Annotated in this window: 16 protein-coding genes; all 16 read right to left on the bottom strand. The window is 41.0% G+C overall.

Annotated features, from left to right (window positions below):
- Positions 1-68 precede the first annotated feature (68 nt).
- Complete coding sequence (locus R7M92_RS20755; RefSeq protein WP_318134146.1) at positions 69-608, bottom strand: cysteine hydrolase family protein; 540 nt, start codon at positions 606-608, stop codon at positions 69-71.
- A 111-nt stretch (positions 609-719) separates the two neighbouring features.
- Positions 720-1,682, bottom strand: coding sequence for a DUF2971 domain-containing protein (locus R7M92_RS20750; RefSeq protein ID WP_070225665.1), 963 nt, complete (start codon positions 1,680-1,682; stop codon positions 720-722).
- 696 nt (positions 1,683-2,378) lie between these two features.
- Positions 2,379-2,747: a hypothetical protein gene (locus tag R7M92_RS20745; protein ID WP_053812430.1), complete on the bottom strand. Its 369-nt coding sequence runs from the start codon at positions 2,745-2,747 to the stop codon at positions 2,379-2,381.
- 133 nt (positions 2,748-2,880) lie between these two features.
- Positions 2,881-3,468, bottom strand: coding sequence for a sugar O-acetyltransferase (locus tag R7M92_RS20740; RefSeq protein ID WP_138941576.1), 588 nt, complete (start codon positions 3,466-3,468; stop codon positions 2,881-2,883).
- Between the two features lie 724 nt (positions 3,469-4,192).
- Complete coding sequence (locus R7M92_RS20735) at positions 4,193-4,573, bottom strand: MmcQ/YjbR family DNA-binding protein (protein WP_318134142.1); 381 nt, start codon at positions 4,571-4,573, stop codon at positions 4,193-4,195.
- A gap of 605 nt (positions 4,574-5,178) precedes the next feature.
- Positions 5,179-5,505 carry a hypothetical protein gene (locus R7M92_RS20725; RefSeq protein ID WP_130309384.1) on the bottom strand — a complete coding sequence of 109 codons (327 nt, stop codon included), beginning with the start codon at positions 5,503-5,505 and terminating at the stop codon, positions 5,179-5,181.
- A 568-nt stretch (positions 5,506-6,073) separates the two neighbouring features.
- Positions 6,074-6,940 carry a hypothetical protein gene (locus R7M92_RS20720; RefSeq protein ID WP_318134139.1) on the bottom strand — a complete coding sequence of 289 codons (867 nt, stop codon included), beginning with the start codon at positions 6,938-6,940 and terminating at the stop codon, positions 6,074-6,076.
- 133 nt (positions 6,941-7,073) lie between these two features.
- Positions 7,074-7,847 (bottom strand): nuclease-related domain-containing protein, encoded by a 774-nt coding sequence (locus tag R7M92_RS20715; protein WP_318134138.1) that lies wholly within the window; start codon positions 7,845-7,847, stop codon positions 7,074-7,076.
- 137 nt (positions 7,848-7,984) lie between these two features.
- Positions 7,985-8,467, bottom strand: a complete 483-nt coding sequence (locus tag R7M92_RS20710) for a MazG-related protein (RefSeq protein ID WP_318134136.1) — start codon at positions 8,465-8,467, stop codon at positions 7,985-7,987.
- A gap of 150 nt (positions 8,468-8,617) precedes the next feature.
- A complete protein-coding gene (locus R7M92_RS20705) occupies positions 8,618-9,034 on the bottom strand; it encodes a hypothetical protein (protein WP_318134133.1) in 417 nt (138 codons plus the stop codon).
- Positions 9,035-9,171: 137 nt separating this feature from the next.
- Entirely contained in the window at positions 9,172-9,582 is a 411-nt protein-coding gene (locus tag R7M92_RS20700) for a hypothetical protein (protein ID WP_069496845.1), read from the bottom strand.
- Between the two features lie 235 nt (positions 9,583-9,817).
- Positions 9,818-10,138, bottom strand: coding sequence for a hypothetical protein (locus R7M92_RS20695; protein ID WP_318134131.1), 321 nt, complete (start codon positions 10,136-10,138; stop codon positions 9,818-9,820).
- Positions 10,139-12,356: 2,218 nt separating this feature from the next.
- Positions 12,357-12,635 (bottom strand): hypothetical protein, encoded by a 279-nt coding sequence (locus tag R7M92_RS20685; protein ID WP_140306070.1) that lies wholly within the window; start codon positions 12,633-12,635, stop codon positions 12,357-12,359.
- 205 nt (positions 12,636-12,840) lie between these two features.
- Positions 12,841-13,515, bottom strand: coding sequence for a hypothetical protein (locus R7M92_RS20675; RefSeq protein WP_318134127.1), 675 nt, complete (start codon positions 13,513-13,515; stop codon positions 12,841-12,843).
- Between the two features lie 160 nt (positions 13,516-13,675).
- Positions 13,676-14,209, bottom strand: coding sequence for a DUF6817 domain-containing protein (locus tag R7M92_RS20670; protein WP_238762442.1), 534 nt, complete (start codon positions 14,207-14,209; stop codon positions 13,676-13,678).
- Positions 14,210-14,353: 144 nt separating this feature from the next.
- A complete protein-coding gene (locus tag R7M92_RS20665) occupies positions 14,354-14,611 on the bottom strand; it encodes a hypothetical protein (RefSeq protein WP_318134235.1) in 258 nt (85 codons plus the stop codon).
- Positions 14,612-16,417: the final 1,806 nt, after the last annotated feature.

Raw genomic sequence — 16,417 nt, 5'->3', positions numbered from 1 at the left:
CACCCTAATCACAGAACTTAACCCAAACTAAAAATGCCAAGCGTGCTGAATCACTCTTAAATTGCTTGTTAGCCCGATGCCCAAAGGTTGCACGCCTCGACCGCCTCGATTTTAACACCGAAACTAGAAATACTAGGTAACGTGGCATTGTGGTGCTCTCGAATTTGAGCCCCACTGGCGTGCTCCTTATCATGAGTTGTGTGAGCATCCGAAACCAAAGTTACGGGATAACCTAAACCTGCAGCTCTGCGAATGGTGGTATCAACGCAAAACTCTGAGGCGTAGCCACACACAATTAAGCTATCTACATCGAGTTCATTCAAAACGCTTTGAAGATTAGTATTCAAGAAAGAGTCTGGTGTTGTTTTGCGAACGAAGTAGTCTCCAGTTTGTGTAACTAAGCTCGACTGCAATGCCCAACCAACGCTTTCGTATTCAATAACAGATTTAGGTTGCTCGTGCTGGACAAAGATAACTGGGACAGACTTAGCACGCGCCAATTTCGTAACCTCATTAATTTTGGTAAGTACGATTTGTGATTCAAATGGTTGAGGCTCCGGGTCGAACAGAATCGACTGAACATCAATAACTAATACTGCAGATCTCATTGTTTTCCTCTGATAGGGCTAACGCCGCGTTAAGGTGTGAGTAACGCAATACCAAAGCCTTTGCATTGCACCTTAAACACAGCACTCAACGCATAGTAGAAATGCCACGCGTTACGAATCACTCTTAAACGCTTTGTTAGTTTTGAAGTTTAACTCGAAACGCTTATCGCTGACTTCAGCCTGAAATATTTTAATATGACTGAGTTCTTTATTATTATAAATACGGTCAACAATATACTGTTTATCTTGCTGATCTACTTTGCAACCAAAATACACTGACTTTATGGCTTTTGGCTCTAAGCGGTAGAGAAAAATAGTGCGAGGGTCTTCCGAGATTCTTCTGAGGTACTCGTTAATTATATGGTCCACAAATGCTAGAACCAAATCCTCTCTGTCAATGTAGTCGTCATCGTATCGGATTAATCGATACGCCTCTTCAAGTAAAGGCTCTTTTAGATTAATCATGTACATACCGTTACCAAGAAATTCTTGTTCGAGCACTTCTGGTGACTCTGCGTAAAACTCAATATCAGGCAAGTGAGTTTCGTGAACAATTATTCTGTCAGCTGTAACCAACGGTAAAATTATTCGATGCTCTTTTTCGTATATCCATTCGTCACTTTTAACGAGAAAGTGCTCCAAAATACTTTCGAACTTTGTCAGGCTCGGTCTATGCGAGTTGTAGCGAACGCGCTGCAACGTACCAGCCTTTATCGCCAACCTTTTCTTATTCTCTTCGTGGTCAAGGACATCCGCATCTAAATCTGCATCAAACTTTGTTACTGGAAAAGGAGTATAGCTTTCAAAAAGCTCATGATTCATATCGAACTCCACAACAATACCTCGGTGCTGATCCGCGTAATGTGACCACATTAGAAGGTTGTTGTTAGTTTCAGATAATGAAACAACAGCAAAATCAAAGTAAGAGTTCTCTGCAAGTATTTTTTGTGCATTGCCACTACTCGGACGTAACTCAAATGGATCGTTTAATGCGTACTTTTGACTTCCACGAATCAAAAAATTATCAAAGAACTCTTTACGTAGAGGCATGTACTTATAAATTTTTTCTAACATTTTCCGCTCTAATCATGACAACAAGACTCGACATGTGCGAGTAAAAACTAACGCCGCATTAAGGTGTGAGCAACGCAACCACGAAACCTAACCTTACCACCGTAAACACCGCACTCAAAACTGGAATGAAAAATGCCATGCGTTGGGAATCACTCTTGAATGCTTTGTTAGGTGCAGGGCGATGAACCTGAATTTTTCTGAGACCTGAGAATATGTGATCAGCCAGTCCCAAATACAGGTGGCAAGATTACCTTTGCATAGATTTTGAGCTAATTTAAAACAACTATTTCAATGTCCTATCTCCGACTTTTGAAGTATACTTTTCAACGCTACAGACAGGTCAACACAGCCGAAAACACAAATTTTAACTTTCAAGAAAGCGACCGCAAGACCAATAATTTTGCCACTTGGTCAAGTACATTGTCATAAAGCTCACACCAAATACAGAACATAACAACGAAGGAACAAGTCATTTAAATTCAGAAACTTAAAACAATTCACACACTAAGTTTTCGATTTAAAGCAAGAGCAAAACTCGTTATTCCTTTTGATATTTTCTCTGTACTTATACAAGTCACCTAACGCCCTGTTAAGGTGTGAGCAACGCAATACTGAAGCTCCCGCATACCACCTTAAACACCAAACACAACGTATAGTAAAAATGCCACGCGTTGCGAATCACTCTTGAACAGTTTGTTATGTGCGTTGCTCAAATTCGTACTCTGTAAGACACCATTGCTTTGGACTTGACCAACTGATTTCTTTGAATGATGTTCTTAAGTCACCGCTCAATAAAAGTTGCTTCATAAAATGGCTAGGTGAAATATAAGCTTTATCATCGTAAGCAAACACAAAACCCTGCTTATTGAGCTCAAGCATCATCTGTTTGGTTTCCTCTGATTGAATCCCACCGTTGAGATCAAGCTCATCAATACGACCAGCTGTATCGCCATCTCGACTGCTCTTGCTTAACTTTATTGAGGTCTTATCTATGGCAACAACGTGCGCCGGAGGGACTTCTCCTGATTGACCAAACTCAACTTTGTAAGGAGGCTGTTTTATCATTTGATCTCCAAGCACATAACGCCCTGTTAAGGTGTGAGCAACGCAATACAAAAGCCGCCGCATACCACCTTAAACACTAAACACAACGCATAGTAAAAATGCCACGCGTTGCGAATCACTCTTAAACAGTTTGTTAGGTGCGTGTTTCAGCCTGTTCCGTATTGATGTTTTCTTTCACGACTCTTGCCGGATTACCTACTACGACTGTATTTTCAGGGACGTCTTTGGTTACAACGCTTCCCGCGCCTACTACAGCACCAAAACCAATGCTTACACCAGGTAAAACAACCACATTAGCTCCAATCCATACCTTATCTGCAATATAGATTGGCTTTGCAAACTCTTCATAGGTATACCGCGTTGCAGCATCAATTGGGTGACCGGCTGTACACAATGTTACGTTCGGACCTATCATCACGTAGTCGCCGATAATAACCTTGCCACAGTCTAAAATGACGCCGTTGGTGTTCATATAGAAATTTTTGCCAACTTCGATGTTGTAGCCATAGTCACAGAAGAAGTTTCCATTTAATTGAGTCGTTTGGTCAGAGCGACCAAAGAGGCTTTGGATTAAGCCGTTTTTCTCTGCGGAATCAAAGCACGAACTAATTTGATGGCACAGTTTGGCAGCTTTGAGCCTATCTTCAGGTAAACCCTCTGAATCAGGATTATACAACTCTCCGCTAATATGACTCTTTTCTCTGTTACTTAGTGCTTTCATTTATATACCTAACTTGTTGAAGATTGCTCAAAGCACCTAACGCCCTGCTAAGGGGTGAGCAACGCAATACCGATGTTGCAGCACACCACCTTAATCACTTAAACCAACGCATAGCAAAAATGCCACGCGTTGCGAATCCCTCTTGAGCAGTTTGTTAGGCATCTTGTCACCACAAACTACTTACCCGTTTTGCACCTAATTAACTTCCAAAATGAAAGCATGAAAATAACCAACGAGAAAACAATATGAAGCGTTGGTATGCCTCTAAACCAGACATCAGACGCTACCAAATGAGAATCAAATTCTTTGCCACACAAATGATGACCTTCAATGGTCGTTTCAATTACAAAAGGAGCCCAGAAATAAGTTACCGACATAGCAGCCAACAAGGCAATTAAGGGCTTAATCCATATAGATATTGAACCTCTATTTTCTCGAAGAAGCCTGACTATGATGAGAATGAACAGTACTGAGCCATACATTATCGAAGCATAAAAACGTCCATCATCTCCCTGTGTGCAAGTACCCGAAACTGCACCAAGTGAAACCAAAAGACCATACAATATTATCAATATCGAGCTGTACATTTGTAACCTTTGATGCCTAACGCCGCGTTAAGTAGTGAGCAACGCCAACCACCTAACTTAAACCTTTACACCGTAAACACTTAACCCAACTTTGAATACAAAACGCTAAGCGTTGGGAATCTGCCTTAAACGCTTTGTTATGAGCGTGGTTCAGCTAGGTGATCTATGCCCAATTCTCGTTGCTTACGCTTACTTAAACCACTCGCGACAATTCGGTATGATTCCGATAAATAGTACTTTAGGTCATCGTCTAGTTTGCCAGATGTCTCAACCTGCTGTATCCACTTCATTCCACGACTAGCAAAATATGGAGCCGGTTTATAACCTTCACAATCACTTAGAAAGTCAAAATTTAAGTTGGAGGTTTTAAACGTGAATGCAGCTTGGGAACCATCGCTCCAACCACCTATGGCAAAGACTTTACCACCAACCTTCCATACATCGGAATTACCCCATTGAACGACGTGACTCGTTCCAGCAAAAGAGCCGCAAAATTGGTTAAATTCTTCGTAGTTCATGCTGATTTCCCTATTAGCTCATAACGCTCTGTTAAGGGGTGAGCAACGCAATACTGAAGCCGCCGCATACCACCTTAAACACTAAAACCAACGCATAGTGAAAATGCCACGCGTTGCGAATCCCTCTTGAACAGTTTGTTAACTGAGCGCCTTTCAGTTTTCGCCGATCTTTCAGCCACTTTCGCCAAAGCTCGTTTTGCTAATTAATGATTAGCAAAGCTAACTCAAATATGTATTTAACCAAAAAATTACCGTTTATCTTTAGTTTGAAATGCGTCTCACAACACCATACTTCGGCGATGTAAGTGCGCCGAACTAATCGCGAATGCCTTATATTATTGGAAGGCTTTGTGCCGCCTTTCACATCAGTAAACTCAAGTATCAAACTGAAATTAGTCGCATTAGCTCAGCTAAGGGAACCGACCGAACACGATAAATCTCTGAACCTAGAAGCTGTATCATTGCGCTTTCGTATTTTCTGCGCCAGTTAACGCCCTGTTAAGGTGTGAGCAACGCAACACCGATGCTACCGCATACCACCTTAGACACTAAAACCAACGCATAGTAAAAATGCCACGCGTTGCGAATCACTCTTAAACAGTTTGTTAGCTGTTGATTTGTATAAATGCATCGTTTTCATAGTAATACTTAACTGCACTTAGGAGCTCGCTAGAACTAAAATCTGTTTTCTGTTCATGTAGATTACTTTTTACACTTTGAAGGTCTGCTACGCTAAGGAAACTTTTATAGCCTTTCTCGATCGGATAAATTGGCTCATCATCGTCATCACGCTCTTCTTCTAGATCATCATCGATGATGAGAATCCGTGACGACATGCTAATAGACTGTTCACAGAATATATAAGTACATAGATTCCATTCGAAAGATTCAATTTTACTCATTACCTTTTCAAGATCTGACTCTAATCGCAAAAGATTTTCCTCATAAAAACAGCTAACGCCGCGTTAAGGGGTGAACAACGCAAGCCACCAAACCTAAGTTATTGCACCATAAACACAAAAGCTAAACTTAGAACCAAAATTGCCAAGCGTTGAGAATCCCTCTTGAACGCTTTGTTATGTTCGTAGCTATTTGAAGCCACTGATATTTACAAAACTACGTCTGGTCGATGCAACAGACTTGCTCAAGCTAGGTGCTGCAACACTTCAATTTGAATGTCTCTCAGTAAGTTTTGAGTATGCTCCGACTGTAAATTAAGTTCGCACCAGCCATCAGTTCCCATATATTCAGCAGAAATATAGCTGATATTTTTAATACCACTTTCATTGTTGAGGATTCCAGATAGTCGAAAAATACCTAACTTTGTGTGGATTCTGCTAATTTTGAAGTTTCCCATAAACCTCCAAGAACATAACGCCCTGTTAAGGTGTGAGCAACGCAATACCGATGCCGCCGCATACCACCTTAACCACCAAAACCCAATGCATACTAAAAATGCCACGCGTTGCAAATCACTCTTAAACAGATTGTTAAGCGTATTTATGCAACACGCACCAATTCATACGTGTCTTCGCCCGATTCTGTTGCAATATACTCCAAAGCACATGAAACCAAACCGTGTTCTACTGGGTTGCTAGCGAGAGGGTTATGAATAAAAACCCAATCATTTTGAGATGTTGGACGATTGCAGCAATCTGAATATGAAAACAAGATACCACTAATTCCTGAATATTTCGGGTCAATGAAATACTGAATATCGATCTCGGTACCGGATGCTTTTTGTACTGTGGCAGAGAACTCAAAGCTAACAGTTGTTTCCCCAGTGCTTTTGTTCACTTTTAACACCTCACCACCAATAGGAAAAACTGTTCGTACTATTCTTGGAGGATGAAAATCCGCTCTTGCACTTGGAATTTGGCAAGAATTGATAGCGATTACATATGGTTCATCTTTTCCGATAATACCTTTTGCACAATAGTTTTCGTACTTAGTAAACTTTTCTTGGATAGCTGAAGTGTAACGCAGTTTAATTTGATCTTCTGGGACTTTAGTTATGCCACCGACCATTGGAGACGGAACTTCGTCTGCACCACTTCCTGCTTTGGGGCAAATTGCCTCAAACCACAAGCGTTGCTCTTTGTGTGTTACACAGACGTCAGGTCCAGGTTTCGGACACGAAACATCTAAACCTTGTTTTAATAATCCGACTGTTAAATCCATTTCCCAAAACCTTGCATCAAAGTCGATTGCAAGTTCTTCTGAAAAGTTGACATCACTAAAGGGTTGAAACTGTTCCCATAGTGCTTCTGTTAATTCTTTCCCTGCAATTTCAGCGGGGTTTGTACCATCACGAAGATTTTCGTATGAAGGATCTTCAACTTTTATATCTGTTCTAAATATGCTCATTATTTCTCCATACGCTTAACGCCCTGTTAAGGTGTGAGCAACGCAATACCGAAGCTGCCGCATACCACCTTAAACACTAAAACCAACGCATAGTAAAAATGCCACGCGTTGCGAATCACTCTTAAACAGTTTGTTAGTTGAATTGTTTCACAGCCCTACACTTGGGAAAGGTTGAACAACCCCAAAACTGCTTACCTATATTTTCACCACGCTTGGTTTCACGCAACACCATTTCAGAGCCGCAACGGGGGCACTCATTTGAGCTAACTTTGGATGCAACAACTTCTTTGACATGTTTACGATGCTTTAAATCCGTAATGACTCCGCGCTTTAACTTTAACCGGTTTATAGACTCTGTTAACCGAGCATAATCATTGTCAGAGAACACTACATCGTTAAATTGCTGAATGTATCGAATACTTCCTCGAGCGTAGGTAACGTTTGGAGGCATTTCGGTTTTAAAGGTACTGTCGCCGATGAAAACAATAACTGAATGCAAGTGTTCTTCACTGCAACCTAGCAAGGTTTCCAGAGCTTTTATGTGCTTGTAATTCTGATGCAGTGGGTTCTGAAATTTAGAGGAATGGCGGTAAATCTTTTGTGTCCACTGTTTCTGGCGAGCTGAACCAAATATCCAACCTTTCATATTCTTAGTTTCAATGACGAAGATGCCATATCTAGAAACCACAATATGGTCGACTTGAGTTGTACCATCGTTAGTCGGCAACGTTACGTCTTTTATTAGTGTGTAATCAGACTCTGGTAATTTGGACAAAAGACGGTTCACGAGAAACTCACCGAATACACCTTTTAGCCACCTACTTTTGAAAACGCTAACAATGAGCAATAAAGGCACTAGATACCAGACTTGCGCAAGCACATTAAGAAATACTTCAAAAATATTCACGGATTTTCCCTATTCAACTAACGCCGCATTAAGGTGTGAGCAACGCTACCACTGAACCTAACGATACCACCGTAAACACTAAACCCAACGATGGAATGAAAAATGCCAAGCGTTGGGAATCACTCTTAAATGCTTTGTTATGGCGCTGAACTCAAAGTTAGCTCTTGTATATCAATTTGGTCTACTTCCCTACCCAATATCCGCTTGTACTCGACTAAACGATTAACTGGGATGACTGGCAACTCGATACCTTGATAATCTTTAAGAACTGATTCTGAAAAGTAGATTTCAAGCTGGTGCCAAGAGCCATCTTGACGTGATTGTATCTTCGTATGTTGAGACAAACCGATTTCAATTTTTTGACTTTGGTAAACCAACTGGAAATACTCTAAATCCCAACCATATTCGGCATAATGAGCTAACGGCTTTGATATGTATTTTGCTACATGCGATAACACCTTATCTGCGTCAGAGTTATGAATATAGAGATCTATATCTGCGATTTCCCGACTACCACCATGAATGGTTGCCGCTAACCCACCGACTATTTGATACTCCACACTCTCTGCATCCAAGATTTCTTTGAGCCACTGCAAGGCTACTTTAACTTTATCACTCATCTAGTTCCCTTAGCTAAATTTTGCCCTGCGCCATAACGCCTTGTTAAGGTGTGAGGCACGCAATACCGATGCTTCCGCATACCACCTTAACCACTAAAACTAACGCATAGTAAAAATGTCACGCGTGCCGAATCACTCTTGAACAATTTGTTATGCTCGTTCTTTTAGGGTTTGTAAAAGACTTACAAGATCCAAAACTGCGGTAGTTTCAAAGCGATCTAGTTTTGGTAAGACATAACTATCGTTCACCGTTTTTAAAGTAATTTCTTTGATCACTGCACCGTCCCTTGAGTAAGTCGTATCATAGGACTCAACATCACATACACTCAAATGCCAAAGTGCGCTATTTCCCAGTTTAAGACTAATACGCCCACCTAGAACCTCGATGCTGTAAAGACCATTTTTATCCGGAAGCTTTTGCTGTAACAATAAGCTAATCGCGGCTATCGAGCTCAAACCTAGCGCTAAAAATAAGCTTCCTGATGCAATAGAAATAACGATAATACCTATAGTGCCGATTAAAATTGCACCTTTATTCAAAGCTTTATCTTTTTCCCTGAGATACACAACTCCCTCCTGAGAGCATAACGCCGCGTTAAGTAGTGAGCAACGCTACCACGATACCTAACCATACCACCGTAAACACAAAATCCAACGATGGAATGAAAAATGTCATGCGTTGGGAATCTGTCTTAAACGCTTTGTTATGCCTTTCTTTTTAAGAATTTCTCCAACTTTGCAAAACGACCATAAGAATGTAGAACTGCCGCACTTGCTAAAGTAGTTGCAATTAGAAGAGGTTCATAGTTACCAGCATCTGGATTTGCAAACCATTCATTTAAAATGAGTACGGAGCCTAAGGATAAACCAGCCCATACACCATTTGTAACTGATGCTAATACCCCAACAGCTACCGCAGAGGGCCTTGCCCCCTTAGAAACTAGGTCCTCAAGAAAAGCACGTATCAGGACGAAAAGAGCTGGGATACCCCAAAAACCAAATAAATTGTTATCAACTACAAGTGGCTCCCCTGAAGGAAAAATACAAACAACAAGAGAAAAGACTATTACAGTCAAGAACACTTCTAGCAACTCAATTTTCTCAACTTTACTCATCTATAACACCATAACTCATTGATTAAACGTTACTTTCTATTTTAGCATATAGTCACTTCGGTAAGTAAAGACCAGAACATCAAATAGGTGAACAATGTCAGGAGAGGCATAACGCCGCATTAAGGGGTGAGCAACGCTACCACGAAACTTAACAATACCACTGTAAACACTAAACCCAACGATGGAATGAAAAATGCCAAGCGTTGGGAATCCCTCTTAAATGCTTTGTTATAACTCAGTATTCTGACTGCAATTTCTTATGTAGCTTCAATATATCCGCTGCAATTTTGCTCGCTGTTTTATTTTGGATCTTCGTCATTGTATGAGCGACAGCACCTTCAACCATTTTGCCTTCAGAGTTAGTTCTAGGACCATTTTTAGTCATACGACCTTTTATTGATTGCCAGTCACCAAGCAACTCTTCGGGGAAGTGAATATCTAAAAGACTTGAAGTCGCCTCATTGGCACTAAGCAAGCGGCTTCTCACATCTCCAGATCCAATACACAACTCTTCTACTGCATCATCAATACGACCTTTAACATATTGGTATTTCATGTATAAACTTCCTCGAAACTTGAATGAGTTATAACGCCCAGTTAAGGGGTGAAGCACGCAATGACCAAGCAGCTGCATGGCACTGCAACACCGAAATCAACGCATGCCAAAAATGCCACGCGTGCTGAATCCCTCTTGAACTGTTTGTTAGCACGCTGCCCTTTAAGCCTTTGGCACACGCCAAGATATTGAAATATAGCACGAAATTTATGACTAAAAACACTGAAACTAAACGGGCAGCTGCCAAACTGAAAACTAACTTCAAGACGTAAGTTGGCTAGAAGAAAAACATGCTTAGCTGCCCTTTTTTCACCGCTTTCAAATTAGCAAAGAATACGGGCTTCGAACTTGAACAACAGCAACAAAGAAACACTTGTTTTGCCGAAAATTACTCCGCACCAAAGAAACCACGCCAGAGAAATTGCCCGAAAGTTAGAAACCGTAAACGATAAACTCAAAGCGAAATCTTCACATCTAGTGCCACCGGAGCGAACATGAAAGGCACATTTGTTCAGGTGCAAAGTGAGGAAAATAAACCAATGAAAACAGAAATTTTTAGCCTTTGATGCCAATCCAGTGCTAACGCCGCATTAAGGGGTGAACAACGCAAACCACCCGACCTAAAGCATTGTGCCGTAAACACTAAAGTTAATTCAAACCAAAACTGCCAAGCGTTGTGAATCCCTCTTGAATGCTTTGTTAGTTGCCAAGCCTAAAGCTTTGATTTGAAGTCAATTACCGCTTTGCCAACACTAAGGTTATGTGTTCTGAAAACTCAAATCAGGCGCAGTTTCAAAGCGTCTGTCACTGGAACCACTTGGAATTTACAACGCCGTAGAAAACGGACTTTGAACACCAAACAAACCTTTTGGAACGACAATACAGCAGAGCAAACTTTCAACAAGCTAATCAGCGTCTGCAGCAGAAAACCCAAACCGCACAAGGAACCAAAACACGATTTTCACAAATCCAAATAACTAGAAATGGAAATACGAAAACCTAGCCAAAAACACATCGACATTAGCCCTAAACATTCTGCTTCAGGTATATTTTTCCTCGTTGGCAACTAACGCCCAATTAAGGGGTGAGTAACGCAACACCGATGCTACCGCAAACCACCTTAATCACCAAAATTAACGCATAGTAAAAATGCCACGCGTTACGAATCCCTCTTGAATTGTTTGTTAGCACGCTGCCCTTAAAGCCTTTGGTATACGCCAAGATATTGAAATTTAGCACGATATTTATGGTTTGAAACACTGAAGCTAAACCAACGACTACCAAACCAAAAGCTAACTTCAAGATGCAAGTTGGATAGAAGAAAAATATGCCAAAGTACCCTTTTTCACCGCTTTCAAATTCGCAAAGGATTCGAGCTTCGGAATTTAACAGCAGCTTCTGAGAAGCTTAGTTTTCGCCCATATCTCTCAGCACTAAAGAAACCACACCAGAGAAATCACCTAAAAGTTAGAAACCGTAAACGGTTAACTCAAAGCAAAAACCATTCATATAGTGCCACCGGAGCAAACATGAAAGGCACATTTGATCCGGTGTAAAGCTAGGAAAAGAAACCAATAAACACAGAAACTTTTTACCTTTGATGCCAACCCAGTGCTAACGCCGCATTAAGGGGTGAACAACGCCACCACCCAACCTAAGCTATTGTGCAGTAAACACTAAAGCTGATTCAAACCAAAACTGCCAAGCGTTGTGAATCCCTCTTGAATGCTTTGTTAGTTGCCAGACCTAACACTTTCATTTGAAGTGGATTGCCGCTTTGCCAACACGAGCTTTACGTGTATTAAGAAACTCAAATCAGGCGCAGTTGCAAAGCGCCTGTCACTGAAACCACTTGGAATTTACAACGCCGTAGAAAACGGACTTTGAACACCAAACAAACCTTTTGGAACGACAATGCAGCAGAGCAGGCTTTCAACAAGCTAACAGCCTCTGAAACAGAAAGCCCAAATCGCGCAAGGAACCAAAGAACAATTTTCACAACACCTAATAACTAGAAATTGAAATACGAAAACCTAGCCAAAAACACACGGACATTAGCCCTAAGTATTCTGCTTTAGGTACTTTTTTTCTCGTTGGCAACTAACGCCCTGTTAAGGGGTGAGCAACGCAATACAAAAGCCGCCGCATACCACCTTAATCACTAAACTCAACGCATAGTGAAAATGCCACGCGTTGCGAATCCCTCTTGAACAGTTTGTTAGGCGACATTTCTACGTTTAACTTCTTTCTCATACGAAGATTCGTTGTATAGCCAAATAGCCCAAAATACGAAAAACATCCCAATCGTGTAAATTGAGTAATTAAGAGCATTATCCGACAAGAAAATCGTAATGCTTGCCGCATCAGAAGGTGGATAAAGGAAAATAACATTAAAAATCATGTACAAAATGGCTGTGACGAAAGTTGTTCTGAAAAGCCAATTTAAACATCCTTTCTTTCGAGATTTTTGCCAATTATCAAATGCTTTACCATTCATTAATCCACTCCTTTTCTATTAACTGAAGCTAGATTCACGCCAAGATACTATCACTACTCTATCGTTTATCTCATGTCACCTAACGCCCAGTTAAGGGGTGAAGCACGCAATACCAATGTTACCGCATGGCACTTCAACACCGAAACCAAACGCATATCAAAAATGCCACGCGTGCTGAATCCCTCTTGAACTGTTTGTTATGTTTCTATACACATCTTTTCAAGGATATGGTTGCTGCATAATCTGATACTAATTCACCACTGTGTATTAACACTATAGCTTCACTAGCCGTAAAGCTATGTAAATTTAACCAGCACCGTAAATTATTCAATTCAAAACCAACTAAGTTTTCAGATAGTTGGCGAAACTCACAACTAGAAAGTTCTTGATTTAGATGTTTATCTAAAAGCCTAACTTGGTCTGATTTAGATAATTTGGTCTTTTTATAAGTAAGCAAAAACTTTACTATTTCTTCCTCTGTTGGTTCTTCGTTTTCAAACTCTGGGAAATTTGATGGATAGTAGATTAACTCCGAAACAAAGGGATAGCTTACATTGTTATCTAGAATCTCTAAATAACCATCTTCATCAAGAAGTACTAATCTCACTATTTCAGTCAATTCGCTTTTTGTAATATCTTCCTGAGGAACTATCGATTTCAATACAAGCAAACGATATACCCATGCCTCATGACCTTCACCACCATAAACTCCCTGAAAATCAAGAAACCGATGGTTAGTCTCGGATAAAGAATTAAATTCTGATACCATTTCCCTACATTCTTCTTCCTCTCCACCATCAATGGCATCTGCTAGCTGAGTTAAACGTTTAAGTAATGTTGGATCAACTTCTTTTGGCTGTAACTCTGGTCTTAAGGTCATAATCTCTCTTTGTATTAATTCATAGAATATTGACTCGGAAACATAACGCCTTGTTAAGGGGTGAGCAACGCAATACCGATGTTGCCGCATACCACCTTAATCACGTAAACCAACGCACAGTGAAAATGCCACGCGTTGCGAATCCCTCTTGAACAATTTGTTATGCGAAATTCGACAATGCTGATTTGTACGCCCTTCTAGCCTCGAAACTTAAGTAGTTGTCCATACCTTGGAACAGTTCAAATAGCTCAGCACCATATTTGAGTTTGAACTCTTCATTGCTATAAACAAGCTCTAGCTCATTAGCGACAGTTAACTCGCAAAACAATTTCACCGTTGCACTGTCGAGTTTGAATGTTGAACCAGTAAATCGATCTTTAAATTGGATTTCTGGCACTTTGCCAAATTGAGGAAATACATAGTCTCGGTCACATGAGCAGTACAAGTAAACCAAAGCTTCTTCATCACACCCAATAATTCGTGCTATTTCTTGGCGCTGACTTAGCGACACCATATTTTCATCGAAGCCCGCAGTTCCATAAGCAGCATGAAAGAGACCTGCAATTTGAAGTAACTCGCTACTACCCCAACTTATCAGAACATTTTCAGTCCCTTTAAGGTGCGCTTCCAATGAACCGTTGAGGTGCTGAAAGTCACCTGCACCGAGCTCTTGCAGCATTCCAAATTTATCCATAAATCTCCATTTCCTTTAGGTCGCATAACGCCGCATTAAGGGGTGAACAACGCAAACCACCTAACTTAAACCATTGTGCCGTAAACACTAAAGCTAATTCAAACCAAAACTGCCAAGCGTTGTGAATCCCTCTTGAATGCTTTGTTAGTTGCCAAACTTAAAGCCTTGATTTGAAGTTGATTGCCGCTTTGCCAACACTAACTTTACGTACGTTGAAAAACTAAAATCAGGCGCAGATCCAAAGCGCCTGTCACTGAAACCACTTGGAACAGATAGCGCCGTAGAAAGCGGACTAACAACACCAAAAAGATCTTTTGGAAAAACAATGCCACAAAGCTGACTTTCAACAAGTAAATCGGCTTCTGAAACGGCAAACCAAACTAGGAAAAGATCGAAGCTCAATTCCGCGAGCCAAGATCCCGAAGTTCGAAGTGCAGAATCAAGCAAAGCACACGAGCGATTAGACCTAAACACTCTGTTTTAGCTGCGATTTTCTCGTTGGCAACTAACGCCTTGCTAAGGTGTGAGTAACGCAATACAAAAGCTACCGCAAAGTAAAAATGCCACGCGTTACGAATCACTCTTAAGCAATTTGTTAGTACATGCGCTACTTCTATTTATGCGCTCCAAGATATTGAAAACTGGCATGATATGAAAGGCTTTGAACACTGAAGTGAGACGGGCAGCTACAAAACTTTACCCCGATTGAAAGACGAAAGTTGGCTAGAAGAAAAACGCACTGAACTGCCCTACTTTCACTTGCTTCAAATTAGAAAAGGATTCTTTCCTCGTACTTCAACCGCCACAACAAAAGTAATCAAGGTTCTCTCAAAAGCCACCACGAAAATGAAGAAGCACCAAAGAAATAGGCTAAGAGTTAGAAGCCGTAAACGATGAAATCAAAGCGAACACTTCGCATATAGTGCCACCGGAAAGAACGTGAAAGGCATTAACTGAAAGGTGTAAATACGAGCGCCAAAACAGATAAACACCAAAACTTATGACCTTTGATGTCAAACCCGTACTAACGCCGCATTAAGGGGTGAACAACGCAAACCACCCTACCTAAACCATTGTGCCGTAGACACTAAAGTTAATTCAAACCAAAATTGCCAAGCGTTGTGAATCCCTCTTGAATGCTTTGTTAGTTGCCAAGCTCAAGGCTAGGATCTGGAGTTTATTACCGCTTTGCCAACACTAGCTTTACGTGTTTTGGAACACTCAAATCAGGCGTAGTTTCAAAGCGCCTGCCACTGAAACCACTTGGAACATACAACGCCGTAGAAAACGGGCTAACAACACCAAAAAGCTCTTTTGGACAGATATAATTTAACCGAGCTGACTTTCAACACCCAAATAAGCTTACGAAACAGAAAATCCAATCACACAAGAAACCAAAACTCGATTTTCACAAACCCAAATAGTTAGAAATTGAAATACGAAAACCTAGCCAAACACACGAACATTAGCCCTTAACATTCCGCTTTAGGTACGTTTTTCCTCGTTGGTAACTAACGCCCTGCTAAGGGGTGAGCAACGCAATACCGATGCCGCCGCACACCACCTTAATCACTAAATTCAACGCATAGTAAAAATGCCACGCGTTGCGAATCCCTCTTGAGCAGTTTGTTAGTCGCGAGGCACCGAGCGACAATTTTAAGCCGAACTAAACTTTGCGAACAACAAACTTTATGTGCTTTGATGCACTTAAGTCAGGCGTAGTCGCAAAGCAGCTATTCAATGAAACCACTTGGAACAAACAACGCCATAGAAAACGGACTGACAACACCAAAAAGCGTTTTTGGAAAGCCAATCTCACAGTGCGGACTTTCAACAAAGTCACTGAAACCACGTGGAACTTACAACACCAGAGAAAACGTCCTTTCAGCAAGTAAATAAGCTTTTAAACCAACAAACTCACCGAGCAGATTCGCAACCAAAAACAGATTTTCGATTGCCCCGCCCTATCACCACCAAAGAACGAAACAACCGCTTGGAAAATAGCAATGCATTGACTTAGAACCGATGAAACTGAGCTTTGACCGTCGAAAATGGAACTATGAATCAAACAACCAGTAGCCAAGTTTTGAGCTTAGAAACATGATTTTGACTGCTAGCTTTTTCTGGCGACTAACGCCTTGTTAAGGTGTGAGGCACGCAATACCTAAGCTTCCGCATACCACCTTAACCACTAGAACTAACGCATAG

The sequence above is a fragment of the Vibrio sp. Vb2880 genome, from assembly GCF_033337975.1.
Classification (GTDB): domain Bacteria; phylum Pseudomonadota; class Gammaproteobacteria; order Enterobacterales; family Vibrionaceae; genus Vibrio; species Vibrio alginolyticus.
This window is presented reverse-complemented; position numbering and strand designations above follow the sequence as displayed.